We start from the raw sequence: 25,697 nt of genomic DNA on the forward strand, positions 1-25,697 counted from the left end.
TCATTATGTCTCAGGATTTTTTTATGTGTTGATAGATAAAGACTGAATTGAAAAAAGCTGATATCAAGTTATTTCAATAGTAGTACAGAAGTTAACATAATGACTTTCAATAAGAACATTTACGTCCTTGGGGATGTATTGCTAGAGTTGAACGACGTGTTCAAATTGAATCCTATCTTGCCCATTTCCTATCTAAAAAATTAAGTTTAAAAATATCGATGTATGATAGATATTATTTTAATGTCTATATATTCTCACACTTTTTGTATAATTTTTTAAAATAAGCTATTCTATATATATAGTTATTAATTAAAGTTTATAAAATATTTATAATTCAATTAATTTGTATAAATAGATTATTAAATGCTAATGATAATTTGAGGTGAGTATAATGTCAGAAGTTAGAATTCTTACTAACAATGATTTAAATCAATATATTACTTTAATATCAAATGATTCACATACTTATTCATGGGATAAACTTTATTTTCAACATGTGTCTCCAAATTATTTAAAACACATTCTATCTAAAGAAGAAGAGTATTGTAATATTTTTGGCAATTTTAAAAATGAAAAACTTGTGGCTGGTGTTACATTGCGACAACTCAAACAAGTAGGCACACAACATAAAGCAATGTTAGAAAATCTCTTTTTAAAAGACAAAAAAGACGAGATTACTTTGCAAAATTTAATCTGTGAAGTGATTAATTATGCAAAGGCTCGTCATATTGAAAAACTAATGACTTGTATTACGTCCAATCATATTAGTGCAAAGATTTTTTTCACTGCACTTGGTTTTGAAACTTTAGGGATTGAAAAAAACTCATTTAAAGTAGATGATACTTATTTCGATGTTCATTGGCTACTCTATGATATTAAATAGCCAGGATAAAAATTTTATTTATTGACATCATCGATTGTAGGATCAACCATATCGAGAAATTCAAATTTTCCATGTGTATAAATGAATTTTAAAATACAACAATTTCCAATGATATATTGATTTGCCATATCATCACCTATCCATTTTCTTAAAAAAACCTGAATGGCTGTACCATGGCTTACCGCTAAGAATGTTTTTCCATTAGAGGACTCTAATAAATTACTTAATGTTGTGACGATACGATGTTCAACTTCACTTTTCGTTTCTCCTCCGAAAGCACGTAGTCTAGTTCCAAAAATATCGTGTTTATCCCAAACTGCATCCAATAATTGAACACTATCTCCTTCAAATAGCCCAAAACTCCATTCTTTTAATCCTTTATTACGTTGATATGCTTGATCAGGTAAAACATTTTCTAACGTATCACATGCTCGTTCCGAACTAGATGAATATGCTTCGTCAAAAGTAATATGATTATGTTTAAAGTAATGACCTGCTTGCTTCGCTTGAGATATTCCTAATTTAGTAAGTGGAGAATCACTTGCACCTTGTACTTTCCCTCTTAAATTAAACATAGTTTGTCCATGTCTCATTAAATAGAGTATTTTACTCATTACATTCACCTCAATATATTTTTTAAATAATATAGGCAACTTTCTTTTACACCACTTTATAATCCATACATAGTATACCTTAATTTTTTTATACTTAAAAATAACTAAAGGTAAAAAATTAATTACTACTCGTTTGATTCTCATTATAAGGGGTATAATGAATTATAAGTTTTATAAATAAAGGAGCGTTCATTATGAATGATCATAATCAATACAATTATGTCAATCCTAATAACCTCTCATTAGATTGGGAATGTTTTGTAATAAGTAAATCAGAAATGTTACTTGATGGAGTTCCTAGTGAACTTATTCATTCGTGGTTAGATAGAGAAATTATAGAACCTTTTTCAATTAGAGATAATGAATTAAACTTTAAAACTAAAGATATATGGAATGCGCTAAAGCAACAAAATTGGTACTATCCTAATTCAAATTAATTTATAGAGGCTAATTGCTCGATTAGCGCTTTCGATAAGTTGGTGATCAACGTAATTTGACATAACATATGCTCTAATTTCTTTATTATTGCGTTCGTTTTTGGGAAATTTATGATCATTTACAATGTAGTTTGCTAAACTTCCTAGTGGTGTATCATCATTAATAAATCCAATAACAAAATCATAAAATGTCATTTTTTCCTCCTCACATTACAACATTTCAGTATCTCCTATCATCTTATTATTTCTAAATGAGTGATGTTTATTTATATAAGCAAATCAGTAAGTTAGATTTTTATAAAAGTTGTAATGTTTTAATTGGTTTTATTAAAATAATTAAAACACTTTATTTTTAATTATTCACTAAAAACATTCTATGCGGATATTAACTTTCTGTAAATGTGATGATTTTTTGAACTTTTATACTCTTCTATTTACTTTTCTGATTTTCCCTTTTAATTGATATGTTTATTAGTGTAATCATACATATTTATGACTGCCGATGAGTATATTTTAGTTTAATCGCCAGCTTTTTTTCTGTGTATTTACGAAGTAATTCTTTTAATAAGAATTAAAGTTTTACCTTTCTTTTAAAGAAGTGATATGATGATAAAAAAGACATCATTATTATAGAGGTGACACTACCTATGAATATTAATAAATTATTTTGGATTAATATTATGATTACCCTTTTATTTCTAGGTTTTAATATTACTGTCACCTATTTTCCTAAGTTAGATGATTATTTTTGGCTCATACCTGGTTTAATCATATGTGACCTTACTATTTCATTCAGTTTAATTGCCGCTATTTTGGATAAAAACCTTATAAGCGAAATAATTTTTTTAACTAATCTAATCATTTTTTTATATTATATATATCCACTGATATATAACTTTTTTTAATTAAAATGTGGGAGGTTTACAAATGAGTACACATTTAACAATTTTACTTTGGCTGGGTATTATATTTGTTGTTGCTGCTTCAATTATATTAGGGTTATTGCTAAAATCTAAAAAAGAAGAACGTAAAGAATCATATTTAGGCTTTACAGTCATCTTTTATATTTTTGGTTTTGCTTTACTGATATATGTACTAATATTTGGTATTTTATAAATAGAGTTTAAAAGAACAAAATACAATCTTATTTTGTTCTTTTTTATATATTTCTCTATAAAACAATTAAGGAGATATAAATTGAAGACTATTCAATTGAAGCGTATTATATTTGTTATTTTCATTTCATTACTATTTTTCGCGTTCCCTTCTCATACTTATGCATCTATAAGTTCCACTTCTTCATCTTCAGGAAAAGGAAATGATTTCAAATTACAACCTGGTGACATTATTCTTACAAAAGGTCCGGTATTATTTGGTTTCTTTGGACATTCAAGTATTGCTTTAGATCATGATACTGTTTTACAAATTGAAGGACCCGGCGATAAGCCTATTACTGAATCTTTCGAATCATTTAAACAGCGATTTGGCGTTAAAAAAAATGATTGGATTAAAGTATATCGTTGTGAATATCCTAATGCAGGTCAAAAAGCAGCTGATTGGGCAAAAGCTCATTATAAAAATAGTGATAAAACTTATTTAGTTACACTTAATTTAAAAAGTGAACGTTTTACATATTGTACTAAAATTATTTATCAAGCATATAAATACGGTGTAAGTAAAGATACGATAAATGATCATGGTTTACTGATTATCTCTCCATATGCTTTAGTTGATAATTTTAATAATGACTATCGCCTTAAGCTCGTAAAAACATACTAATAGTTAAAGACTATGGCGTTACGCTATACTTTTCTATACTAAGAAATGATATTTAAAGGAACAACTTATTTTTATGAAAAACAAAAAATTACATTATCGATTTTTTTATTATATGTTTTTAACTCTTATTATTATATTATTTATTCTTTTCTTTCTTTACTTTTATAAACATTTTGATTTAAAACAAAATCAATCTTTAGATTACTATGCTAACTTTAATGATTTAAAACAACATACAACAAAAAATAAAGATTGGAAAATAATCACAAAACACCGTAAGCACAGCGATACCTTAATTACAGCGATTCATGGTGGAAGTATTGAACCTGGAACCACTGAACTCGCTCGTCGTATTTCAAATATTGGTCAATATAATTTTTATTCATTTGAAGGTCTACGTTCAGATAATAATGCTCAACTACATATTACTTCTACTGTTTTTGATGAACCTCAATTATTAGATATGCTCAACCATTCGTCAAAAACAGTATCTATTCACGGATATGCAGGCGATGAACCCATTGTTTACGTAGGTGGTCAAGATAAAAAATTGGTTCAAACATTACGTCATTCATTAACTGATCATGGATTTACAGTACAAAAAACGCCTAAAGGAATTGAGGCCCTTTCCAATAATAATATTATTAATAGAGATAAAAAAGATACAGGAGTGCAACTAGAATTGACGACTCGCCAACGAGCTTTGTTTTTTAAACATAACAACTTGGATAAAAATAATAGACGATCCCCCAAAAATTATACGAGAACATTTTATAGATTTGCCGAAGCAGTAGATCAAGGTATTAAAAAAGCTCAATAAATGTAATATCGTTTTTTTAGTTTTTTAATTAAATTAAATTGGGTATATATAAGTAATGAGTTTAGGAGGCGTTTCTATGGACGAATTAACTAACGAACAAAAATATACAGTAGCAAAATTTTATAAGCTATATATGGAACGTTCAAATAGTGGTCAAACAGAGGAAGAAGCAAATAATTTTAAAGATAGTATTACAGCTCAAGATGATTATTTTTGCGATAGAAAATATAGCGATTTCTTAGAAAATTGTAAAGTTCTTATTGATCATGGCTATCTAGATGGTAATATTATGTCTGATAGAATTGATAATATTAAAGTTACAAATAAAGCTTTTACTGAAATTGAACAAAGCTTTAATTAAAAATATCCAATTTTTTCAAGTTATTCCTATTCAAGGATCTTTGCTTAAAAGTCTTAAATAAATATATTTATTTAACTATGAATATAACTTTTAAAGCCTGCACATATGTATTGAGTATGTTTCAGGCTTTTTATTTTTAATAGAGGTGAGTTTACATGAATCATTGGAAAATTAATAATATGACGAATAGAAATCTACTTATACAACAAAACGAAAATGATGTATCTATAGTTGAACCTTTAAATAATGGTTCATTTAAAATTCTATCAGAGTTTAAACTGAATACACCGTCTCTTCCTATTAATACATATGATGACCAGTTATATGTTTCAATCAATTTTAAAAATGAAGAAATTAACATTTACAATAAATCGAATGAATAACACTATTATATTAATAATTTTATTAACTAAATTGTTTTAAAAAAATAATAAAATGTTAAATAAATATTAATATTTATTATGTAATAATTATAGTAATATTTGATTGATATGTTGTAATTATGGAGGTCAGTTATGGATAACATTATATTCTATCTAGGCATTACTTTATTTTTAATCGCATGTATAGTCATTATTTTTGGTATTATTGCTATTTTTAAGAATAAAAATTACTTAAAAATGCTTGCTATGGCTATTATTATTATCTTATTAAGTATGCTTGCACTGGGTATTCATAAAGTCATTGAGAGTAATAATCCCTCTAAAAGTGACATCACTCCTGTAAAAAAAGAAAAGCCTAAAGATAATAAAACAAATAAAGAAAATAATAATAAAAAAGATAATAATTCTAAGAAAGATCATAAGGATACATCAAATGAGTCTATTCAGGACACTCCTGCCACTCAAGAAAACACACCCGCCACAGAAGAACATTCAATTCAGTCATCAGAATCACCAACTACACAACAATCAATACAACAAGAAAACCCAACTACTGAACAAAATAATGCGACTACAAATAACCAAAATTCTACACAACGACATCAAGAACCTTCAACACACCAACAAGACACATCTCAATATCAGACGAATTCAGCAAATAATGATTCAAAACAATCAAATTCTACTCAAACCCAGAATAGTCAAAATAGTACTCAATATAATCATACAAATGAATCTAATACAACAAAAAACAATACTAATAATGTAAATCAAAATAGCACATCAAATACAACTCAAAATACACAAAGCGATAATACGAATAATAATACAAACCAAATAAACAATTAATAATAAAAAAGGTAGAGTTTTGAAGCTCTACCTTTTATTTTCGACATCTTTTTAAAACTTATAAATATTTATTGAATATTACATTTAATATGCCATACTAAAATATGATACGACTTAAAACAAAGGGATGAGACAATGAAAAAATTAGCCTTACTAACACTTTCAAGCTTTCTAGTATTAGGTGCATGTAGTCATAGTAATGATACAGTCAAAGATGTAAACGAAAGTGCACATAAAAAAAATAATCCAAAAGCACACAAATCTAAAGGCAATTCTGAACGCGTAGATAGTAAAAAAATAAATAAAAACTAAAAATAAGGAGTAGAAGCGCTCTTACTATCCATCGCTTCTACTCTTATTTAATTATCATTCTTCGTATTGTTTAAAGTAATCTTCATCTAAATGGTTAAGATGAATATTTTCAATTTGTAGTGTAACATGTTCTAAATTATATTTTTCTTTCAACAATTCAGAAACTTTATTAACCGTTGAATATGGCCATTTAGTATATTCATCACTTAAAACAACATGAGCACTCAATGAACTATGGTTTGTAGTGATACTCCATAAATGAAATTCATGCACATCTATAACGCCTTCAACGCTTTTCATTGCATTAATAATTTCATCTGAATCATATCCATCTGGAATACTCTCCATTAACACTTTCCAAGCATTTTTAATTATTTTATATCCACCATTTAAAATGATAAGAGAAATGATGATACTAATGATTGGGTCAATAATTTCCCATCCAGTAAAATGAATAAGTACTACTGCTACGATAACGCCAATTGAATTTAATAAATCTCCGAAAAAATGCCATAATGCGCTTTGAATATTAACATTATCTTCTTTTCTTAAAGATCTATATAAAATAAGTGTTAAAATGATATTTATAATAAGACCTAATACAGCTACAAATATCATGATACCACTTGCTACCGATTCAGGATGTATGATTCTCAAAATGCCTTCATACATAATACCTAACGAAATAACAATTAATGCTAAACCATTTAAGAAAGCTACAATAATTTCTAATCTTAAAAATCCATACGTATAATGTTTCGTTGGAGGTTTACTTGCAAAATAAATAGCAAGCATAGACAACCCTAGTGCCAAAACATCACTTAACATATGGAATGAATCTGATAATAAAGCAAGTGAATTAGCATATAACCCACCTACAAACTCTACAATTGTAAAAATCAACGTAATAATCAAAGAAGACCAAAGCGTTGCTTTTGAACTACTTTGAAATTTCCTATGTTCTACATGATGAAAATATTTTGATTGATTGTTCATTACTTCTCTCCAAACAATTAAATTATAAATTATTTTCTTTAAAACTACCCTAATATATATTAAAAAAAACGTTACAAACATTAATATATCAACGTTTTAATGTTATTACAATAAATAATTGAAATTTAAAAACATTGTATATTTGAGGCAAAATGATTTATCACATAAATGTAAATATAAATTGCATTACATTTAATCACCACAGTTGATTTACCAATCATAAAAGTTCGTTATTTCTATTTTGTCTTAGACTAACTGACTTATATCTAGTGTTAGTCAAAAGTATTCATCATTCTTTAATTTATTAACATCATACTTACATTATTTTTTTCGTTGCATTATTTCTATATAATATTAAGAAAGAAGCTCTTCAAAAACATGAAAAAGGAAGTTATCAAATGCTTTTATTTCCTTCAAGTATTTTTATGATTTTACTAGGAAATTTAATTATTAAAAACCCACCTAAAAAGATAAACCGCTTCTACGGATTTAGAACAAAAAAATCAATAAAAACGCAACATAACTGGGACAAAGGACAAATAGACAGTTAGCATATTTTAAATATAATGAAATGAAAGATACTTATAGTGAAGATGAGAAAATTCATGATATTATCCTTGAAATTCACAATGATAAAAATGAAATAGTTTTATACAAAAATATTGCATCTTAATTATAGGGTGCATTTTTATTGGGTATATTTGGGGGCTATATTGGGGCAATAAAAATAAAAAGCCTGCAACCAATAAGGTTACAAGCTATGAGATGGAGGCGGCGGGATTCGAACCCGCGTCCAGAGGTCCTGATACAAATCTTTCTACGTGTGTAGTCTATTGATTCATTTCGCATATTGGTAAGCAATAGACAACCAACAATATGCTAGTTTGATTAAATTTCATCTAAACAGACTTCAAACGGCAGTGTTTAGCATATCCTATTAGGGTTGAATCGCGTTAACAGCACATAGGAAATGCTGTTAGGCGATGCAGAGCGCTATTACGCAGCTACTGCTAAATTATTGTTTGATTTGTCAGTTATATTTAACCGAATGTGTTGATGACGGAGACAACCCTCCGACACGCTTAATAAGCTCGGGGGACCCCTGTCGAATCCAAAAACGCCCCCGCAATATAATAAAATATAAGATACAGTTTAATTTAAACAACTTTACTTATCATAACAAATAGAGCCCGATTAAGCAACAATTATGCTTAATAACGGGCTTTCATTGCACGATCAACATCTCGTTTCATTGCTTTATCTTTCAATGCTTGACGTTTATCATGCAGTTTTTTACCACGAGCTATGCCTAATAAAACTTTACATTGTCCATGTTTTAAATACAATTTTAAAGGAATAATCGAATATCCAATTTCTCTTGTACGTTCGCCGAGTTTGATAATCTCTTTTTTATGCAATAACAGCTTTCTTGATCGTAATGGATCATGATTAAAACGATTTCCTTCTTCGTATGGAGCAATATGCATATTATTAATATACATTTCTCCACGCTTCACTTGTGCATAACTATCTTTTAAGTTCGCACTACCTCGTCGAATCGATTTAATTTCTGTACCTTGAAGCGCAATACCTGCTTCAATGGTATCTTCAATATTATAATCATGTCTTGCTTTACGGTTTTCAGCCAACGTACCTGGTGATTTTGTTTTTTTCTTGGCCATTAATGTATGTCACCTCTTTGCTGATTATTTTTTCTTACGACGCGCTTTTTTCTTAATATTTTTATCTTTATAAAAAGGTTTATGCTTAGTTGCGCTTTGTTTATCACGTTGACGTTGATTTTTACCCTTACGTTGTTTACGTTTTTTCTTTTTGTTTTTATGATGATTATCTTTGGATTTATCTAAAGATTTACCACGCGTTTTAGCTTGAATCGTTTTTCCACGAGCAGGACGCTGTGATTTATCATTTTTAGGTAATGGCATGCCAACAATTTGGAAATCTATCATGCGTTCATCTACGTCTACATGAGTAACTTTAACTTTTACCTCATCACCAATTCTAAACACTTTAGCATGTCGTTCACCTATCAACGCCATTTGTCGTTCATCAAATTGATAATAATCATCTGTCATATTAGAAATATGAACCATACCTTCTATCGTATTTGGTAATTCAACGAACATACCAAAATTGGCAACAGAGCTTACAATACCTTCAAATTCATCACCAATATGTTGAATCATATACTCTGCTTTCTTCAACTCATCTGTATCTCTCTCTGCTTCAATTGCGCGACGTTCACGTTGAGATGTATGTTCTGCTAATTCTGGTAATGTTTCTTCCCATTTATGCATCTCTTTATGATTCATAGAGTGATCGACAAGATACTTACGAATTAAGCGATGGACAGTTAAATCTGGATAACGACGAATCGGGGAAGTAAAATGTGTATAATATTCTGCTGACAAGCCGAAATGACCTAAATTTGTATCATCATAATGTGCTTGTTGCATCGAACGTAACATCATTGTTGAAATAACCATTTGCTCAGAACGACCTTCAACTTCTTCTTGGATAGATTGTAATGTTGAAGGATGAATATCTTCACCTGTGCCTTTAACCATAATACCAAAATTAGTAATAAAGTCGAAGAACTGGCGTAATCGATCTGATTTTGGTTGTTCATGAACACGATAAATAAATGGCACTTCTAATTTGTTAAAATGTTCAGCAACTGTTTCATTGGCTGCTAACATAAATGATTCAATTAAACGCTCTCCTTCACCACGTTCTCGCAATATTACATCTGTAGGTAGTCCTTCTTGATTGACCAACACTTTAGCTTCATTAATATCAAAATCAATTTCACCACGACGTTTACGCATATGGATAAGTCGATTAGATAAATCTTGTGCTAAATCTAACATTGGGACAATTTCACTGTATTGTTGACGCACTTCTGTGTTTTTTTCGGTAATAATTTGATTCACTGCATCATATGTCATACGATAGTTTGAATGAATAACACTATCAAATATGTCATGATCCACCACTTCGCCACGCTCATTTATTTCCATACGACAACTTAACGTTAAACGATCTACTTCAGGATTTAATGAACAGATACCATTACTTAAACGGTGTGGAATCATTGGAATAACACGGTCTACTAAATATACACTCGTTGCTCTATCATAAGCTTCTTTATCTAGCGCAGAGCCTTCTTTTACGTAATAACTTACGTCTGCAATACTTACTGTCAATTCCGTATGGCCATTATCTAGACGTTTAACGCTAATTGCATCGTCTAAATCTTTAGCATCTGCACCATCTATTGTAATTGTAAGATCGTTTCTTAAATCTCTTCGTCCCTTAATTTCTTCAGGTTTTATTTCTTCAGGGACTGATTCCGCTTCTTTTAATACCTCATCAGGAAATTCAATCTCAATTCCATGCTGATAAATAATTGAAAGAATATCTACTCCTGGGTCATTTTTATGACCTAGAATAGCAGACACATGTCCTTCTGGATTATCTGTACCATCAGCATATTTTGTGATTTGGACAAGTACTTTATGACCATCTACAGCTCCAAGACTCTGTCCTTTAGGTATAAATATATCTTGCATAATACGTTTATCGTCAGGAATGACAAAACCAAAATGTTTTGCTTCACTATACGTACCTACCACTTGTGTGACAGAGTGTTTTTCTATAGATTTTACTTCACCTTCAACTTTTCCACGATGCTCTCCTCTGGATTTTTGTAATTCAACTATTACTGTATCTCCATCTAAAGCACGATTAATCTTTGTTGGTGGAATAAAAATATCTTCAAGTTCTTCGTTTTCTGGGCGTAAAAAAGCAAAGCCTTTTTTATTTTGACTTAAAGTACCTCTTATTAATTTTGAACTTAAATTCTTATTTGATACTTTACGTTGATAGCGATCTGTCTTTGTTCGCTCTACCAATCCTGCTTGTTCAAGTTCAACGAGCACCTTTATTAATTCTCTAAATGAGTCGGCACTACTAAGACCTAAAGCATCTTGAAAGTCTGATACAGACATCGGTTCATAATCAGGTTGTTTTACAATTTCTTCAATGGATTGCTTTAAATTCATCATGCTCCTCCTTTCTTCAATCAATTATTTTTATGATTTATTCAGACCAGTCTAATCCTTCTAAAAACGCATATACATCTTCAAACACTTGCTCTTTTTCTTTATCAATTGTAATGACATGTCCTGAATTTGCATACCATTTAATTTGTTTTTCATCTGAATCTACATTTTCGTATATATAATTTGCTGACTGAGGATCAATCATTTCATCTTTTTCAGCTTGAACTACTAAAATGGGATCTAAGACTTCATCTACATCATTACGCACGCGACTTAACGTATCACTAAGTTCTTTGAGTGTTTCAGTAGGATGAAAATCTTCCATTTCTTTATCAATCGTTGCTTGGTCTTTACCTTCGTATTTTTTAAAATTACGTGCATATTCTAAAAAACCTTCATAGATTGTACCTTCTGTTTTTACTTCGGCAGGTGCACACATTGTTATGATACCTTTTACAGGACGGTTTAAACTTAACTTCAATGCAAATACGCCGCCTAATGACAATCCAGCTACCGCTATGTCTTCATAACCTTGTTCTACAAGATAATCATAGCCATCAAGTACATCTTTAAACCATACATATGGACTAGACTTTAATATTTCTTCTGGCGGTGCAGCATGACCTTCATACTGTGGCGCATAAGAAGTATAACCTTTTTTTTGTAAAAATCTACCAAGTTGTCTTACATCTGAGGAATTACCTGTGAATCCATGTAAGAGTAAGACTGCTCTTTTACCTTCTTGGAAAAAGAAAGGTTGAGGTAACTTAATTTGCATTTTTTATCCCTCTCTAACAAAAATTATAATATGATTACTTTTTTTATTTTGTACTAATAGACTGCATTCATTATATAATCAATCTATTTTATTCCCTGAATAGCTTAAAAATATGCATTGATGATTATATTAAAATAATGACTTCTTTATAAAATGTGTTAACTCTATTATAAATAAAAAAGCCCGACATTGATATCGTCGGACCTTATAAACCAAAATAACTTATTCCAATCATTATTAAAAAGAAAATGATGGCTAACACAATTGTTAATCTATGCAAGAATAAATCGACGCCACGTTGTTTTTGCTTACCAAATAACTGTTCAGCGCCCCCGCTAATCGCACCCGAAAGTCCATTACTTTTACTTTCTTGGAGTAATACAACAGTAATTAATGCAATACAATCAATAATTAATAAGACCATAAATAATGTATGCATGAAAAATGTCCTCCGTTCATTATATACGTTCCGAATTATAACATATTCTTAATATAGTTATCAAATACTATCGATTAAATGTACTTTTACGTACAATTGAAATAATTAACATATATATTGCTAATATTGCTGAACCAATCACGACGATTAAAATAGGTAAAATAAATAAAACCGATTTTGTTTCAATAATAGCATTTAACACCATTGTTAAGTTGACAAGTGTAAATAATACATTTGATACATATACGGCAAACATAAACCACCAAAGATATTTATGTCGATTCCATAAAGCAATCACTCCAGCTAAATATGCAAGAATATACATAATACCTGTATATCTAAAACTATTTAAAATATTATTTACTGCACTGCTTGACGCTTTTTGATGTGCTAGTGTTAACAGTGTTTTAGCAGTGCGAGCATCTAAAGCAATAAAATTATGGATAATTAATAATATACAAAATACAAGCGAACTATATCCAATCAATTGACCAGTAATACGTTCTCTTTTATTTGACTGATTAAGTTGTTGATCCATCTTCAATTCTCCTTCTTTCAATTACAGGATTATTATATCAGTTTCATCAATGAAGTTAAATCTTACACTTCTATACTATTATTTAAAATTTTATATTAAAAAAAGCCTGTCATAGTCTCAACTCTATGACAGGCAAACGCGTGAACTCTATTGACTTTAGTATATTACTAAAATTATTTATCTAAATTGTAGAAAGATTTAATTCCGTCAAATTTTGCTGTTTCAAATAATTCATCTTCAATACGTAGTAATTGATTATATTTCGCAATACGATCTGTTCTTGATAATGAACCAGTTTTAATTTGACCAGCATTTGTTGCTACTGCGATATCAGCAATTGTTGTATCTTCAGTTTCACCAGAACGGTGAGATACTACTGCAGTGTAACCAGCTTTTTGAGCCATTTCAATAGCATCAAATGTTTCAGTTAATGTACCAATTTGGTTTACTTTGATTAAGATTGAGTTACCAATACCTTGTTCAATGCCTCTAGAAAGAATTTCAGTATTAGTTACGAATAAATCGTCACCTACTAATTGAACTTTATCACCGATACGATCAGTTAATTGTTTCCAACCGTCCCAGTCATTTTCATCCATACCATCTTCAATTGTAATGATTGGATATTTACTAATTAATTCTTCTAAGTAGTCAACTTGTTCAGCTGCGCTACGTTTCGCACCATGTTCACCTTCGAATTTAGTGTAGTCATATACACCATTTTCATAGAATTCAGATGAAGCACAGTCAAATCCTAAGAATACATCTTCGCCTGGTTTGTAACCAGCTTTTTCAATCGCTTTAATAATTGTTTCAACTGCATCTTCAGTACCGTCAAATCTTGGAGCGAAACCACCTTCGTCACCTACAGCAGTTTCTAATCCACGTTCACTTAAAATTGATTTTAAGTTATGGAAAATTTCAGCACCCCAACGTAATGCTTCTTTAAATGATTCAGCACCAGTTGGTAAAATCATAAATTCTTGGAATGCAATTGGTGCATCTGAGTGAGAACCACCGTTAACAATATTCATCATTGGCACTGGTAATTGTTTACCGTTAAATCCACCGAAATATTTGTATAATGGTTGACCTAATAAGTCAGCTGCTGCGCGTGCAACGGCAATAGATACACCTAAAATAGCGTTTGCACCTAATTTACCTTTGTTAGGTGTTCCGTCTAATTGAATCATCATTTTATCAATTGATACTTGATCTAAAACTGAAAATTCACCTTCAACGATTTCTGGAGCGATAATTTCGTTTACATTTTCAACAGCTTTTGTAACACCTTTACCGCTATAACGTGATTTATCTCCATCACGTAATTCAACTGCTTCGTGTTCACCAGTAGAAGCACCTGAAGGTACTAAAGCACGACCAAAAGCACCACTTTCAGTTAATACTTCAACTTCAACTGTTGGGTTACCACGTGAGTCTAATACTTCGCGAGCATAAACATCTGTAATAATTGGCATAATAAATAATCTCCTTTAAATTTAGATTCCTTAATTATTATAACTATTTTTTGTTATTTAATAAAATATTTATACTAAGATGACTTAATATTAAATCATCTTATCATTTACAGTTTTACTAATGCTTAATTAAAGATTCACCTGTCATGTCTGACGGTTGGTCAACATTTAATAAGTCTAGTAATGTAGGTGCTAAGTCACCTAAACGACCAGTTTCACGTAATGTTACATCTTCTTTAGTAACAATTACTGGAACTGGGTTTGTAGTATGAGTAGTCATAGGTTGATCATCATCAGTTAAAACTTGATCTGAGTTACCATGGTCAGCTGTAATAATTGCATAGCCATTCATATCTAAAATTTTATCAACCACTTCACCTAAACATTCATCTACTGCTTCAATTGCTTTGATGGTTGGTTCAAGCATACCACTATGACCTACCATGTCAGGGTTAGCAAAGTTTAAAATAATTAAATCTAAATCACCTTTGTCTAACTCTTCTAACAATGTATCTTTAACTTCGTATGCACTCATTTCAGGTTTTAAATCATACGTAGCAACTTTAGGTGAATCGATTAAGCGACGACGTTCACCTTCAAATTCTTCATTACGTCCACCACTCATGAAATAAGTAACATGTGGGTATTTTTCAGTTTCTGCAATACGTAATTGTTTTAAATTATTATTTTGAGCAACTTCACCAATTGTATTCGTTAAATCAACTTTTTCAAATACGACTTCTGCATCAACATTATCATTGTATTTAGTAAACGTTGCATAGAATAAATCATTTACACGCTCAACTTTAAAGCCGTCAAATGCTTTATTTGTAAATATTTCAGATAATTGTGCTGCTCTATCAGGACGGAAATTGAAGAAGATAACAGCATCACCATCTTGAACACCTTCATTTTGTCCTTCAACTATGAAAGGTTCAACAAATTCATCTGTAACATCATTTGCATAATTCGCTTCTACACCTTCTTTAGCATTCGCATAAGAAGGACCTTCGAAATTGCGAATAGCATTATAAGCTTTTTCTTCACGATCCCAACGTTTATCACGGTCCATTGCGTAATAACGACCTGAAATTGATGCGAATTGACCTACACCAAGTTCTTTGAATTTAGCTTCTGTTTCTTCAATATATTTAATTGCTGATTTTTGATCTACATCACGACCATCTAAAAATGCATGTACATACACTTTATCTAAACCTTTTTGTTTAGCAAGTTCTAATAATGCAAATAAATGTTTGTAATGACTGTGAACACCGCCATCTGAAAGTAAACCAAATACATGTAATGCTGAATCGTGATCTTTAACGTGTTGAGCTGCTTTACCTAACACTTCATTTTCGTAGAAATCACCATCTTCAATGGATTTATTAATACGAGTTAAACTTTGATAGACAATACGACCTGCACCTATATTCATATGACCTACTTCAGAGTTACCCATTTGACCTTCGGGAAGACCAACATCTAAACCACTTGCTTCAATTTGAGTCGTAGGATATTTGTTGTAATAACGATCAAAATTTGGTTTATGCGCTTGTTTTACTGCATTACCATGTTCACTTTCACGGTTAGCAAAACCGTCTAAAATAATTAATGCTGTTGGTTGTTTAGCCATAATTATTTAGCACCTTCTAACAATTGTACAAAATCATCTACTTTAAGTGATGCGCCACCAACTAATGCACCATCGATATCTGATTGAGCCATATATTCTTTAACATTATTTGGTTTCACACTACCACCATATTGAATACGAGTCGCATCAGCTACATCTTGACTAGACACGTCTGCTACTGTTTTACGTACTTGTGCACACATTTCATTTGCATCTTCTGAAGTAGCTGATTTACCAGTACCGATTGCCCAAATTGGTTCATAAGCAATAACAACTTCTTTAAGTTGATCTTCTGACAAGCCTTTTACTGCTTCTTTTACTTGGTTGCTTACTACTTCGTTAGCTTTGCCATTTTCTCTTTCTTCATCTGTTTCACCAACACAAATAATTGGTGTCATTCCATGATTAAATACTGCATGTGCTTTTTTATTTACATCTTCATCTGTTTCATGGAATAATTCACGACGTTCTGAATGTCCAATAACGACATATTTAACACCTAAATCAGCTAATGCTACTGGAGAAGTTTCTCCTGTATATGCACCATTATCTTCAAAATAAGTGTTTTGAGCACCAATTTTTAATCCTTTTGCTTTGCCATCATTCACTAGAGAGATTAATGCATCTAATTGAATTGTTGGCGCACAAATTACTGATTCAACTTCCTTTTCATCAGGTAATGTAGGTAAATTGTTTACAAAGTCTTTAGCTTCTTGAACTGTTTTATTCATTTTCCAGTTACCAGCTATGATTGGTTTTCTCATTATTGACACTCCTATTATTAATAAATTTAAACTTAATTATAAATATTTACGTTCTTTTATTGTTTTCCCATGAAAATCATAAAAGAAACATTTTTATTATTCAAATAAATATTATTTATCGTTAATTGCTTTGATACCAGGTAATTCTTTACCTTCAAGGTATTCTAATGAAGCACCGCCACCAGTTGAAATATGAGTGAAATCATCTTCAAATCCTAGTGAAATTGCAGCCGCTGCTGAATCACCGCCGCCGATAATTGTGATTGCATCTTCTAAGTTAGCAATTGCTTTACATACACCGATTGTACCTTTAGCAAAATTACTAAATTCAAATACACCCATAGGTCCGTTCCATACTACTGTGTGAGCACCTTGTAATTCTTTAGTAAATAACTCGATTGTTTTTGGTCCAATATCCATTGCTTCTTGATCACTTGGAATTTCATCAATAGACACTTCAGTGATTTTAGCATCATTTGAAAATTCTTTAGCTACTTTACAATCAACAGGTAATACAATTTGATCGCCATTTTTTTCTAAAAGTTCTTTAGCAAAGTCAATTTTATCTTCTTCTAATAAAGATAGACCAATTTCTTTACCTTGTGCTTTTAAAAATGTATATGCCATACCGCCACCAATAATGATTTTATCAGCGATATTCACTAAATTTTTAATAACACCAATTTTGTCAGATACTTTAGCACCACCTAAAATAGCCACAACTGGTTTATGTGGATCATTTACCACACCACCGATAAATTTAATTTCTTTTTCCATTAGGTAGCCTGCAGCTGTTTCTAGATGAGTAGAAATACCAACATTTGAAGCATGTTCACGGTGTGCAGTACCAAATGCATCATTTACAAACACATCACCTAATGATGCCCAATACTTACCTAATTCAGGATCATTTTTAGATTCTTTTTTACCATCTAAATCTTCAAAACGAGTATTTTCAACTAATAATACATCGCCTTCATTTAAATTTTTAATTGCAGATTCTAATTTTTCACCGCGTGTTTCTGGAATAAACACAACTTCTTTGCCTAATTTTTCAGTTAATGAATCCGCTACTGGTTTTAAAGTTAACTCTTTTTTATCACTTTCTTCTTTAACTTTACCTAAATGAGAGAATAATACTAATTTACCGCCTTGTTCTAAAATATATTTAATTGTTGGTAAAGCTTGAACAATACGGTTATCATTTGTAATTTCACCGTTTTTTAAAGGTACATTAAAATCAGCACGTTCAAGTACAACTTTCCCTTTTAAGTCTAAATCAGAAACAATTTTTTTTGCCATTATAATTTCCTCCTTTAAATAGGAATTATTAATATAAAAATAAGCGGAGAAGCGTTAGTGCTCCCCGCTTACTCATAAGCTAACTTAATTCAACATTTTATATAAGTGTACTGAGCACAAGTTTTTATTAAACTAGGCTACGAAATTATTTAGTTAATTCAGCTAAATATTCTAAAGTACGTACTAATTGAGAAGTATAAGACATTTCGTTGTCATACCAAGCAGCTACTTTAACTAATTGTTTGTCGCCAACTGAGATGACACGAGTTTGAGTTGCATCGAATAATGAACCAAAGTTCATACCAACAATATCTGATGATACGATTTCATCTTCAGTGTAACCGAATGATTCGTCAGCAGCATTTTTCATTGCTTTGTTAACATCTTCAACTGTTACTTCTTTTTCTAATACAACTGTTACTTCAGTTAATGAACCAGTAGCTACTGGTACACGTTGTGCTCCACCATCTAATTTACCATCGATTTCAGGAATTACTTTACCGATAGCTTTAGCTGCACCTGTTGAGTTAGGTACGATGTTTTGTGCTGCTGCACGTGCACGACGTTTGTCACCTTTTTTGTGTGGACCATCTTGAGTCATTTGGTCGCCAGTGTAAGCGTGAATAGTTGTCATTAAACCTTCAACAATACCAAATTCGTCATTTAAAACTTTAGCAACTGGTGCTAATGAGTTTGTAGTACATGAAGCACCTGATACTACTGTTTCAGATCCGTCTAAATCTTTGTGGTTTGTGTTAAATACGATAGTTTTAACATCACCTTTAGCTGGAGCAGAAATTAATACTTTTTTAGCTCCTGCATTAATGTGTGCTTCAGCTTTTTCTTTTTCTGTATAGAAACCAGTACATTCTAATACTACGTCGATATCTAAATCGCCCCATGGTAATTTACTTGCATCTGGTTCTTCAAAAGATTTAACTTCTTTACCATTTACACGGAAACCACCTTCAACAACTTCTACGTCTCCGTTAAAGCGACCTTGCATAGTGTCATATTTTAATAAATGAGCTAACATTTCGTCGTCTGTTAAGTCGTTTACTGCAACTACTTCAATACCTTCTACGTCTTGAATTCTTCTGAATGCTAAACGACCAATTCTACCAAAACCATTAATTGCTACTTTTACTGCCATTATAATGGCCTCCTTTAAAATGATATTTAAAAAGTTAAATAACTTTTTATTCCTTATTTAGTATTACTTTAGCTGCTGCTTCATCAGTAATTAATATTGTATTTTTGGGAGCAATACTGAGATATGCTTTGATAGCTTCTCCCTTAGACATGCCGCCAGCAACAGCATATATAAATTCTTTGCTTTCTAAATCTTCAAGTTGTAATCCAATAGTTTTTACTTTTTGAACTACATGACCTTGAGCGTCAAAATAATATCCGAAAGCTTCTCCGACGGCTTGATGATGTTGAAGTCTTTCAATCACCTCATCAGATGATTGTCTACGATGCGCCATCTTCAGCGCATCACCAATACCGTGTATTGTTATATTTGCTTGTTTAATCTTTTCTAATGTGTGCACAACTGATGGTTCCATCAGTAATGTATTATATGTTGATTCGCTTACATTATCTGGTACATATAGGGTAGTATAATACCCACCACTTTGTTGTGCCATACTTGCTGCAATTGTATTTGCTTGATAAACCATATTTTCACCAAGACCACCACGTGCCGGAACAAAAAACACATTAAATGGTAATAAATGCATTGCTCGGCTAACATTAGCCATTGTTGATCCGCCTGTCACTGACACAATTGCATCTTCATACAATATATCTTCTAGTAAATGACCTGCTTGTCTACCCATCTCAGACTTAACTTCTTCATGCATGTCAGCATTTCCAGGTATGACATATACTTCTTTAATTCCAAAGTTGGACTTAATATGTTTAGCGTAATGATTATCATCTTTATACACTTTAAAGTAATCGCTTAATTGATTAAGTACTTTTGTACCTTCTTCAGTGATTTCCATACCAGTTGATTTTACTTGTATAAGATTTTGCTTTTTTAATATATCTGTTTCTGTTCTTAAGACTCTTTCTGTAATATCCATATGTTCGCTTAAACTTCTACGCCCAACAGGTTCATTATTTGAAATTGTCGTTAAGATAGAGAAACGTCGATACATTTTATCAACTAAGTCAGGAACCAACTTTTGTTGTAGTTTAATCAGGTCTTTCACTACTACCTTCCTCCTATTTTTCTCAAAAGGTAATCGAGAGTTAGAGGGGGTTTGACTTTTTTTGTCCCAGGTGGGACAAAATTCAACCTCTTTACAATTGCAATACTACTATTGTCGTTATAAAAAAGCAAGTGAAAACCTTTATTATTTTAAATAATCTGTTAAATATTTAAAATAGGGTATAGTAAATGCAATAGAGTTAACCTTATAGGTTTTTCAAAAATGATGAATTATAATTTAAACATTAACTAGATAGGAGGAAGCACTTTGAAATATAAAGACAATAAGGATGTAGAAGTTTTAGATCCTTCTGATAATAGATATAAAGATGATAACTATTTTAAAAGAGAACAAGAATATCGAGATATTTCTGAACATCACAATACAATACGATATCACTATGGTTGTGGTTGTCCTTTTGGTTGTTTCTCTTCTATTTTTATATCGATTGTTCTTTCAATTATCTTAACATTCTTGCTTAACTGGATATTTTAAAAAAACCTAGAGATACACACATGGTAAAATGTGTATATACCTAGGTCTTTTTTTATTCTTCGTTTGAAAATCTTTGAGATTGTTGGGTATTATTTTTTGATTCTGAAGTAGTTGAACTAGATGATTGTGTTTTAGGTTCGGCAGTAGATGGTTGCATCGTTGATTTTTGTGTTTGGGATGATTGATTTGTATTAGCTCGTTCTTGTGTAGTAGTTGTGTCATTGTTACTTGACTTATGTTGTGATGTTTCAGTTGAAGCATTAGAACGAGAAGATTGACTTGACTGAGTATTTTTAGTTGATTTATCTGTTTCTTCTTGCGTTGCTTTTTCTTGAGTCGGTGCGTTTTCTTTTTCTTGAGTTGGTGCGTTTTCTTTTTGTTGAGTACTTTGAATTTGATTTGTATTAGGTTGTTTTGTAGATGTTTCTTTAGAAGATTGCTGCGTTTGTGCTGTTTTACCTTGATTAGTAGGTTGTACTTTTATTGAATTATTTTGCTCATTAGAATAGTTATCAGTGACATTTGGATTTTTTACGTTATCTAATTTATTTTCTTTACTATTATTTGTATTGTTTTCACTTGTTGTATTTTCTTGCGTACCTTCTTCATTCTTTTTATCACTTTTAGTATTTTTATCTTTCTTATCTTTATGTTCTTCCGTTGACTGATTATTTAAACGTTCATTGACTCTGTTTGAATTATCTACAAAAGCAAAAACTGCAAACACCAATCCACCAAGTAATAGAAGCACAATAAGTGTACTAATTATTTTAGAAATACCACTCATCTTTTTCTTTTCATGTGCTTCATAGTCTTTAAGATTTCTATTTTTTTTTGACATGGACTCCCTCACTTCTTAATTATCTATTCATCCTTTAATATAGCAATCTATTTTACATTATTTCCTTTTAAAAAAATAAAAAAACACTTAAGTACATATATAAATGAAATACTCATTCAATTATATATGATAACATCATATATAAATAACTACACTATCAATATGATGTAAATTTTGGAGTGACAAAATGAAAAAAGATACTTTTAACACATTATTCAAACATCATTCAAGCAATAAAATTAAATCTATGATGTTAAGTAATGATGATTTTGATGAAAGTAAAAACTCAAAATTTGATATATTTATTGGCATTTTAATTCCTATAATCATATTATTCTTAATCTTATTTATAAAGTAATATAATAGATACTTGAAAGAGAATAGAAAGAAATTAAAATGACTTTTGTTTTGTATATTAGTATATTAAAGGTATAAACATACTTTTAAATATTCTACTATTCTCTATGGCAAATCTACACTTATATTATAGCTAAATTTAGGTAATTTAATGACCGTATTTTCTAAAGTTAATGACATATTATTGAATAAATCTTGAATGCTTTTTGAGCATCTTTCTCTACATTGTCATTAAAAAAATTTATTTTCTTTATAAAAAATGAGGTGTTAGTAAATGAAACAATTTTTAATTACTGGTGGAACTGGAATGGTAGGTAGTCATTTAGTAAATGAAATTAAAAAAAGAGAGGCTCATATTACAATTTTAACTCGTAGTGATAAACAAAGTGATGAGCCTAAGATTACGTATGTTAACTGGTCTAAAAAAGGATGGGAAAATCAAGTACCAGATATTGATATAGTTATTAATTTAGCAGGAGCTACATTAAATAAACGTTGGACATCCTCTTACAAACAAACGATTATGACAAGTCGTATTCAATCGACTGAATCTTTAGTTCATTTATTTGAGCAACGTCAACATAAACCTGAAGTGCTTTTTAATGCCAGTGCTTTGAGTTATTATCCTCCAAGTTTACATCGAACTTATACAGAACAATATCAAACACTTCCTTTTGATTTCCTGTCAGATGTTGTTTATCAATGGGAACGATTTGCTCGTCGTTTCGAAAATTTTGGTACACGTGTTGTATTGGGAAGATTTAGTATGATTTTGTCTTCTGAAGGTGGCGCACTTCAAACGATGAAACTACCATATAAATTCTACGTAGGCGGCAAATTAGGTTCTGGCCGTCAATGGTATTCTTGGATTCACATAGATGACTTAGTGCGTGCGATTTTATTTACAATTGACGAATCAAATGCAAAAGGTCCATTTAATATGGCTTCTCCAATTCCTGAACGTCAAAATTTATTTGGTTATACGCTTGGACGTACGATGCATAAACCACATGAAACATGGGTGCCATCATTCATTATGCGTGCTGTACTAGGAGAAATGTCGACAGTAGTTCTCGATACTCAAAAAGTCTTACCTAATAAATTAGAAGCATTAGGGTTTAATTTTAGATATAATAATTTAAAAGTTGCACTTGAAGACTTAATTAACGAATAATATTTGGAGATTTAGTAATGAATGACAACAAGTTAACGTATATCTTACTACTTATCGCTAGTGTATTTTTAATTTTAAATGGTGTCTTTGCTTTCGAAAAGAGTATTATTATGGTACTTTTATCTTTTTTCTTTATTATTATAGGATTATTATTAGGGTTTGTAGCTATACATTATTTATTAAAAACTAAAAAACCATAAAAAAAGGAAGAGCATCAATGCTCTTCCTTTTTTACATGTTAAACAATTCTATTTACATATCTTCAGGTTGCATTACATGATCAATTAAACCATATTCTTTTGCTTCATCAGCAGTTAAGAAGTTATCACGATCAGTATCTTTTTGAATTCTTTCAATACTTTGACCTGTACGTTCAGCTAAAATACGATTCAATTTTTCACGTGTTTTTAAGATATGGTTAGCAGCAATTTCAATTTCTGTCGCTTGACCTTGAGCGCCACCTAATGGTTGATGAATCATAACTTCAGCGTTTGGTAAGGCAAAACGTTTACCTTTTGTACCAGCTGCTAATAAGAATGATCCCATTGACGCAGCCATACCAATACAAATTGTTTGTACATCTGGTTTAATGTGTTGAATTGTATCGTAAATAGCAAATCCTGCTGTTACACTACCACCTGGAGAATTGATGTATAAATAAATATCTTTTTCAGAATCTTGAGCTTGTAAGAATAATAATTGTGATACAATTGAATTTGCAACATTATCATCAATTGCTGAGCCTAACATAATAATGCGGTCTTTTAATAGACGAGAATAAATATCATATGCGCGTTCACCGCGATTTGTTGTTTCAATAACTGTAGGAATTAAATTCATTATATTTCCTCCTTGTAATTAACTGTTATATTTATTTTACAATAAAAGTCAAAAATGGTCAAAAATAATACCTTTACATTTATTTGACGTTGCGTTTTATAATTTTATACACTATTCATATATTCAAATTGTACTGTTAATTATATATTTAGTACAGAAATTAGTTTTTATATTATACTCCTCGTAGTGTAATGGATAGCACGTAAGATTCCGGTTCTTAAGATAGAGGTTCGATTCCTCTCGAGGGGGCTATTATTAAAAATAGGATGAAACGTTATATTAATGTTTCATCCTATTTTTTAAAACACATTTTATTTTATAATTCGACTTTTTCTCCATTTCTAATTTTATCAGCGAGTTCATTTAATTTTCGTAAGCGATGATTTACTCCTGATTTAGAAATAGGCCCATTTGATATCATTTCTCCTAATTCTTTCAAAGAAATTTCTTGATGTTCTACTCGTAATTTTGCAATCTCTCTTAAACGATCAGGTAAATTATCTAAACCTATTTCTTCATCAATTAATTGAATGCTTTGTACTTGTTTCATAGCTGCACTCACAGTTTTATTTAAATTAGCTGTTTCACAATTTACTAATCTATTGACAGAGTTTCTCATATCTCTCACTATTCTTACATCTTCAAATTTTAATAGTGCTTGGTACCCCCCTATCAAACTTAAAAACTCAGAAATTTTCTCCGCTTCTTTCAAATAAGAAATACTTCCTTTTTTTCGTTCTAAATGCTTAGCATTCAGTCCATAACTGTTCATTAGTTTAGTTAATCCCTCAGCATGTCCTTCATATTGAGAAAAAATTTCTAAATGGTAGGAAGAGGTTTCTGGATTATTTACTGATCCACCCGCTAAAAATGCCCCTCTTAAATAGCTTCTACGCATTTCATCATCTTTAATCATACTCGCATCAATGTCATGAACGAAAATACCATTTTTTAAAATACCTAATTCATCAAGTATTTCTTTAGCACGTACTTTAGTTCGACAAATGTAAATATTATTCTTTTTTAATTTCATTTTTTTTCGTACTAAAATTTCTACTTCGACATTAAAAATACGCTTAATTAATGAATATATTCTTCGAGCCGTAGTCGCATTTTCAGTTTGAACATTAATTACAAATTGTTGATTAGATAAACTGAGTGCACCGTTCATCCGAATCAAAGCGCTAAGTTCAGCTTTAGCATTACTTTCATCGACTTCAATGCGGGTCAATTCATTTTTCATATCTGATGCAAAACTCATTGATGCTCCCTCCTTTTCTCATCATCATTATTATATGTAATTAACATCTCAAAATA

At 30.6% G+C, this 25,697-nt stretch carries 31 protein-coding genes, 1 tRNA gene and 1 other RNA gene; 15 read left to right on the forward strand and 18 right to left on the reverse strand.

Annotated elements, in window-relative coordinates:
* Positions 1-391 precede the first annotated feature (391 nt).
* Positions 392-883 carry a GNAT family N-acetyltransferase gene (locus tag NR218_RS03155; protein ID WP_048761455.1) on the forward strand — a complete coding sequence of 164 codons (492 nt, stop codon included), beginning with the start codon at positions 392-394 and terminating at the stop codon, positions 881-883.
* A 14-nt stretch (positions 884-897) separates the two neighbouring features.
* Here NR218_RS03155 and NR218_RS03160 read toward each other — a convergent pair whose 3' ends face one another.
* Complete coding sequence (locus NR218_RS03160) at positions 898-1,497, reverse strand: histidine phosphatase family protein (RefSeq protein WP_019835711.1); 600 nt, start codon at positions 1,495-1,497, stop codon at positions 898-900.
* A gap of 194 nt (positions 1,498-1,691) precedes the next feature.
* Here NR218_RS03160 and NR218_RS03165 point away from each other — a divergent pair, with 194 nt between their 5' ends.
* Positions 1,692-1,934, forward strand: a complete 243-nt coding sequence (locus NR218_RS03165; protein ID WP_017175884.1) for a hypothetical protein — start codon at positions 1,692-1,694, stop codon at positions 1,932-1,934.
* On the opposite strand, the gene NR218_RS03170 is transcribed toward NR218_RS03165, so the two are convergent.
* Positions 1,926-2,129: a sterile alpha motif-like domain-containing protein gene (locus tag NR218_RS03170; RefSeq protein ID WP_017175885.1), complete on the reverse strand. Its 204-nt coding sequence runs from the start codon at positions 2,127-2,129 to the stop codon at positions 1,926-1,928. The genes NR218_RS03165 and NR218_RS03170 overlap by 9 nt on opposite strands.
* Positions 2,130-2,581: 452 nt before the next feature.
* Between NR218_RS03170 and tsaA the strand changes: the two genes are divergently transcribed.
* The 8 genes from tsaA to NR218_RS03205 all read left to right on the forward strand — a co-directional run bounded on the left by tsaA (position 2,582) and on the right by NR218_RS03205 (position 6,438).
* A complete protein-coding gene (gene tsaA, locus NR218_RS12710; protein WP_416346226.1) occupies positions 2,582-2,839 on the forward strand; it encodes a type II toxin-antitoxin system antitoxin TsaA in 258 nt (85 codons plus the stop codon).
* A gap of 22 nt (positions 2,840-2,861) precedes the next feature.
* Positions 2,862-3,050 carry a type II toxin-antitoxin system toxin TsaT gene (tsaT, locus tag NR218_RS03175; protein ID WP_017175887.1) on the forward strand — a complete coding sequence of 63 codons (189 nt, stop codon included), beginning with the start codon at positions 2,862-2,864 and terminating at the stop codon, positions 3,048-3,050.
* Between the two features lie 96 nt (positions 3,051-3,146).
* On the forward strand, positions 3,147-3,713 hold the full coding sequence (lnsA, locus tag NR218_RS03180) for a lipoprotein N-acylation protein LnsA (RefSeq protein ID WP_375541976.1): 567 nt from the start codon (positions 3,147-3,149) through the stop codon (positions 3,711-3,713).
* Positions 3,714-3,786: 73 nt separating this feature from the next.
* Positions 3,787-4,533 (forward strand): poly-gamma-glutamate hydrolase family protein, encoded by a 747-nt coding sequence (locus NR218_RS03185; protein WP_017175889.1) that lies wholly within the window; start codon positions 3,787-3,789, stop codon positions 4,531-4,533.
* A 76-nt stretch (positions 4,534-4,609) separates the two neighbouring features.
* Positions 4,610-4,894, forward strand: coding sequence for a hypothetical protein (locus NR218_RS03190; RefSeq protein ID WP_017175890.1), 285 nt, complete (start codon positions 4,610-4,612; stop codon positions 4,892-4,894).
* A 155-nt stretch (positions 4,895-5,049) separates the two neighbouring features.
* Positions 5,050-5,277 carry a hypothetical protein gene (locus NR218_RS03195; RefSeq protein ID WP_019835716.1) on the forward strand — a complete coding sequence of 76 codons (228 nt, stop codon included), beginning with the start codon at positions 5,050-5,052 and terminating at the stop codon, positions 5,275-5,277.
* 132 nt (positions 5,278-5,409) lie between these two features.
* Positions 5,410-6,126: a hypothetical protein gene (locus tag NR218_RS03200; protein ID WP_070549395.1), complete on the forward strand. Its 717-nt coding sequence runs from the start codon at positions 5,410-5,412 to the stop codon at positions 6,124-6,126.
* Positions 6,127-6,261: 135 nt separating this feature from the next.
* On the forward strand, positions 6,262-6,438 hold the full coding sequence (locus tag NR218_RS03205; protein WP_019835718.1) for a hypothetical protein: 177 nt from the start codon (positions 6,262-6,264) through the stop codon (positions 6,436-6,438).
* A gap of 54 nt (positions 6,439-6,492) precedes the next feature.
* Here NR218_RS03205 and NR218_RS03210 read toward each other — a convergent pair whose 3' ends face one another.
* The 13 genes from NR218_RS03210 to NR218_RS03270 all read right to left on the reverse strand — a co-directional run bounded on the left by NR218_RS03210 (position 6,493) and on the right by NR218_RS03270 (position 20,673).
* On the reverse strand, positions 6,493-7,434 hold the full coding sequence (locus NR218_RS03210; protein ID WP_019835719.1) for a cation diffusion facilitator family transporter: 942 nt from the start codon (positions 7,432-7,434) through the stop codon (positions 6,493-6,495).
* A gap of 763 nt (positions 7,435-8,197) precedes the next feature.
* Positions 8,198-8,559: a transfer-messenger RNA gene (gene ssrA, locus NR218_RS03215) on the reverse strand.
* 86 nt (positions 8,560-8,645) lie between these two features.
* A complete protein-coding gene (smpB, locus tag NR218_RS03220) occupies positions 8,646-9,116 on the reverse strand; it encodes an SsrA-binding protein SmpB (protein WP_017175898.1) in 471 nt (156 codons plus the stop codon).
* A gap of 24 nt (positions 9,117-9,140) precedes the next feature.
* A complete protein-coding gene (gene rnr / locus NR218_RS03225) occupies positions 9,141-11,519 on the reverse strand; it encodes a ribonuclease R (protein ID WP_145449460.1) in 2,379 nt (792 codons plus the stop codon).
* A 37-nt stretch (positions 11,520-11,556) separates the two neighbouring features.
* The gene (locus tag NR218_RS03230) at positions 11,557-12,297 is read right to left on the reverse strand and encodes an alpha/beta hydrolase (RefSeq protein ID WP_017175900.1); all 741 of its coding nucleotides are present in this window, start codon (positions 12,295-12,297) and stop codon (positions 11,557-11,559) included.
* Between the two features lie 205 nt (positions 12,298-12,502).
* The gene (secG, locus tag NR218_RS03235) at positions 12,503-12,736 is read right to left on the reverse strand and encodes a preprotein translocase subunit SecG (protein ID WP_002448159.1); all 234 of its coding nucleotides are present in this window, start codon (positions 12,734-12,736) and stop codon (positions 12,503-12,505) included.
* Between the two features lie 67 nt (positions 12,737-12,803).
* Complete coding sequence (locus tag NR218_RS03240; RefSeq protein ID WP_019835816.1) at positions 12,804-13,274, reverse strand: hypothetical protein; 471 nt, start codon at positions 13,272-13,274, stop codon at positions 12,804-12,806.
* Positions 13,275-13,447: 173 nt separating this feature from the next.
* On the reverse strand, positions 13,448-14,752 hold the full coding sequence (gene eno / locus NR218_RS03245) for a surface-displayed alpha-enolase (RefSeq protein ID WP_002448208.1): 1,305 nt from the start codon (positions 14,750-14,752) through the stop codon (positions 13,448-13,450).
* A 118-nt stretch (positions 14,753-14,870) separates the two neighbouring features.
* A complete protein-coding gene (gene gpmI, locus NR218_RS03250; RefSeq protein ID WP_019835815.1) occupies positions 14,871-16,388 on the reverse strand; it encodes a 2,3-bisphosphoglycerate-independent phosphoglycerate mutase in 1,518 nt (505 codons plus the stop codon).
* Positions 16,389-16,390: 2 nt separating this feature from the next.
* Positions 16,391-17,152 (reverse strand): triose-phosphate isomerase, encoded by a 762-nt coding sequence (tpiA, locus tag NR218_RS03255; protein WP_017175904.1) that lies wholly within the window; start codon positions 17,150-17,152, stop codon positions 16,391-16,393.
* A 111-nt stretch (positions 17,153-17,263) separates the two neighbouring features.
* Positions 17,264-18,454 (reverse strand): phosphoglycerate kinase, encoded by a 1,191-nt coding sequence (locus tag NR218_RS03260; protein WP_017175905.1) that lies wholly within the window; start codon positions 18,452-18,454, stop codon positions 17,264-17,266.
* Positions 18,455-18,599: 145 nt separating this feature from the next.
* Positions 18,600-19,607, reverse strand: coding sequence for a type I glyceraldehyde-3-phosphate dehydrogenase (gene gap / locus NR218_RS03265; RefSeq protein WP_017175906.1), 1,008 nt, complete (start codon positions 19,605-19,607; stop codon positions 18,600-18,602).
* A 46-nt stretch (positions 19,608-19,653) separates the two neighbouring features.
* Entirely contained in the window at positions 19,654-20,673 is a 1,020-nt protein-coding gene (locus NR218_RS03270) for a sugar-binding transcriptional regulator (RefSeq protein WP_017175907.1), read from the reverse strand.
* A gap of 267 nt (positions 20,674-20,940) precedes the next feature.
* Here NR218_RS03270 and NR218_RS03275 point away from each other — a divergent pair, with 267 nt between their 5' ends.
* Positions 20,941-21,168, forward strand: a complete 228-nt coding sequence (locus NR218_RS03275; RefSeq protein WP_017175908.1) for a hypothetical protein — start codon at positions 20,941-20,943, stop codon at positions 21,166-21,168.
* A 52-nt stretch (positions 21,169-21,220) separates the two neighbouring features.
* Here the strand turns inward: NR218_RS03275 and NR218_RS03280 are convergent, their stop codons facing one another.
* Positions 21,221-22,009, reverse strand: a complete 789-nt coding sequence (locus tag NR218_RS03280) for a hypothetical protein (protein ID WP_017175909.1) — start codon at positions 22,007-22,009, stop codon at positions 21,221-21,223.
* Positions 22,010-22,196: 187 nt separating this feature from the next.
* On the opposite strand from NR218_RS03280, the gene NR218_RS03285 reads away from it, so the two are divergent.
* The 3 genes from NR218_RS03285 (at position 22,197) to NR218_RS03295 (ending at position 23,740) form a co-directional block, all read left to right on the forward strand.
* Positions 22,197-22,367 carry a hypothetical protein gene (locus NR218_RS03285; RefSeq protein WP_002448117.1) on the forward strand — a complete coding sequence of 57 codons (171 nt, stop codon included), beginning with the start codon at positions 22,197-22,199 and terminating at the stop codon, positions 22,365-22,367.
* A gap of 273 nt (positions 22,368-22,640) precedes the next feature.
* Entirely contained in the window at positions 22,641-23,540 is a 900-nt protein-coding gene (locus tag NR218_RS03290; protein ID WP_017175910.1) for a TIGR01777 family oxidoreductase, read from the forward strand.
* A gap of 17 nt (positions 23,541-23,557) precedes the next feature.
* Positions 23,558-23,740, forward strand: coding sequence for a hypothetical protein (locus tag NR218_RS03295; RefSeq protein WP_265883244.1), 183 nt, complete (start codon positions 23,558-23,560; stop codon positions 23,738-23,740).
* Between the two features lie 52 nt (positions 23,741-23,792).
* Here the strand turns inward: NR218_RS03295 and clpP are convergent, their stop codons facing one another.
* Complete coding sequence (gene clpP / locus NR218_RS03300) at positions 23,793-24,380, reverse strand: ATP-dependent Clp endopeptidase proteolytic subunit ClpP (RefSeq protein WP_017175911.1); 588 nt, start codon at positions 24,378-24,380, stop codon at positions 23,793-23,795.
* 177 nt (positions 24,381-24,557) lie between these two features.
* Between clpP and NR218_RS03305 the strand changes: the two genes are divergently transcribed.
* Positions 24,558-24,629, forward strand: a tRNA-Arg gene (locus NR218_RS03305).
* Between the two features lie 67 nt (positions 24,630-24,696).
* Here the strand turns inward: NR218_RS03305 and whiA are convergent.
* Positions 24,697-25,641, reverse strand: coding sequence for a DNA-binding protein WhiA (gene whiA / locus NR218_RS03310; RefSeq protein WP_019834952.1), 945 nt, complete (start codon positions 25,639-25,641; stop codon positions 24,697-24,699).
* Between the last annotated feature and the right edge of the window lie 56 nt (positions 25,642-25,697).

The sequence above is a fragment of the Staphylococcus sp. SUC_1.2 genome (assembly GCF_026222585.1).

Excerpts from the sequence above, each read along its gene's own strand:
- NR218_RS03290 (WP_017175910.1), top strand. The coding sequence starts at position 22,641 with ATGAAACAATTTTTAATTACTGGTGGAACTGGAATGGTAGGTAGTCAT.
- NR218_RS03210 (WP_019835719.1), bottom strand. The coding sequence starts at position 7,434 with ATGAACAATCAATCAAAATATTTTCATCATGTAGAACATAGGAAATTT.
- NR218_RS03160 (WP_019835711.1), bottom strand. The coding sequence starts at position 1,497 with ATGAGTAAAATACTCTATTTAATGAGACATGGACAAACTATGTTTAAT.
- tsaA (WP_416346226.1), top strand. The coding sequence starts at position 2,582 with ATGAATATTAATAAATTATTTTGGATTAATATTATGATTACCCTTTTA.
- whiA (WP_019834952.1), bottom strand. The coding sequence starts at position 25,641 with ATGAGTTTTGCATCAGATATGAAAAATGAATTGACCCGCATTGAAGTC.
- NR218_RS03240 (WP_019835816.1), bottom strand. The coding sequence starts at position 13,274 with ATGGATCAACAACTTAATCAGTCAAATAAAAGAGAACGTATTACTGGT.
- NR218_RS03260 (WP_017175905.1), bottom strand. The coding sequence starts at position 18,454 with ATGGCAAAAAAAATTGTTTCTGATTTAGACTTAAAAGGGAAAGTTGTA.
- rnr (WP_145449460.1), bottom strand. The coding sequence starts at position 11,519 with ATGAATTTAAAGCAATCCATTGAAGAAATTGTAAAACAACCTGATTAT.
- NR218_RS03200 (WP_070549395.1), top strand. The coding sequence starts at position 5,410 with ATGGATAACATTATATTCTATCTAGGCATTACTTTATTTTTAATCGCA.
- tpiA (WP_017175904.1), bottom strand. The coding sequence starts at position 17,152 with ATGAGAAAACCAATCATAGCTGGTAACTGGAAAATGAATAAAACAGTT.
- NR218_RS03195 (WP_019835716.1), top strand. The coding sequence starts at position 5,050 with ATGAATCATTGGAAAATTAATAATATGACGAATAGAAATCTACTTATA.
- NR218_RS03280 (WP_017175909.1), bottom strand. The coding sequence starts at position 22,009 with ATGTCAAAAAAAAATAGAAATCTTAAAGACTATGAAGCACATGAAAAG.
- NR218_RS03155 (WP_048761455.1), top strand. The coding sequence starts at position 392 with ATGTCAGAAGTTAGAATTCTTACTAACAATGATTTAAATCAATATATT.
- tsaT (WP_017175887.1), top strand. The coding sequence starts at position 2,862 with ATGAGTACACATTTAACAATTTTACTTTGGCTGGGTATTATATTTGTT.
- NR218_RS03295 (WP_265883244.1), top strand. The coding sequence starts at position 23,558 with ATGAATGACAACAAGTTAACGTATATCTTACTACTTATCGCTAGTGTA.
- NR218_RS03185 (WP_017175889.1), top strand. The coding sequence starts at position 3,787 with ATGAAAAACAAAAAATTACATTATCGATTTTTTTATTATATGTTTTTA.
- NR218_RS03165 (WP_017175884.1), top strand. The coding sequence starts at position 1,692 with ATGAATGATCATAATCAATACAATTATGTCAATCCTAATAACCTCTCA.
- clpP (WP_017175911.1), bottom strand. The coding sequence starts at position 24,380 with ATGAATTTAATTCCTACAGTTATTGAAACAACAAATCGCGGTGAACGC.
- gap (WP_017175906.1), bottom strand. The coding sequence starts at position 19,607 with ATGGCAGTAAAAGTAGCAATTAATGGTTTTGGTAGAATTGGTCGTTTA.
- gpmI (WP_019835815.1), bottom strand. The coding sequence starts at position 16,388 with ATGGCTAAACAACCAACAGCATTAATTATTTTAGACGGTTTTGCTAAC.
- NR218_RS03190 (WP_017175890.1), top strand. The coding sequence starts at position 4,610 with ATGGACGAATTAACTAACGAACAAAAATATACAGTAGCAAAATTTTAT.
- NR218_RS03285 (WP_002448117.1), top strand. The coding sequence starts at position 22,197 with ATGAAAAAAGATACTTTTAACACATTATTCAAACATCATTCAAGCAAT.
- eno (WP_002448208.1), bottom strand. The coding sequence starts at position 14,752 with ATGCCAATTATTACAGATGTTTATGCTCGCGAAGTATTAGACTCACGT.
- secG (WP_002448159.1), bottom strand. The coding sequence starts at position 12,736 with ATGCATACATTATTTATGGTCTTATTAATTATTGATTGTATTGCATTA.
- NR218_RS03230 (WP_017175900.1), bottom strand. The coding sequence starts at position 12,297 with ATGCAAATTAAGTTACCTCAACCTTTCTTTTTCCAAGAAGGTAAAAGA.
- smpB (WP_017175898.1), bottom strand. The coding sequence starts at position 9,116 with ATGGCCAAGAAAAAAACAAAATCACCAGGTACGTTGGCTGAAAACCGT.
- NR218_RS03205 (WP_019835718.1), top strand. The coding sequence starts at position 6,262 with ATGAAAAAATTAGCCTTACTAACACTTTCAAGCTTTCTAGTATTAGGT.
- NR218_RS03170 (WP_017175885.1), bottom strand. The coding sequence starts at position 2,129 with ATGACATTTTATGATTTTGTTATTGGATTTATTAATGATGATACACCA.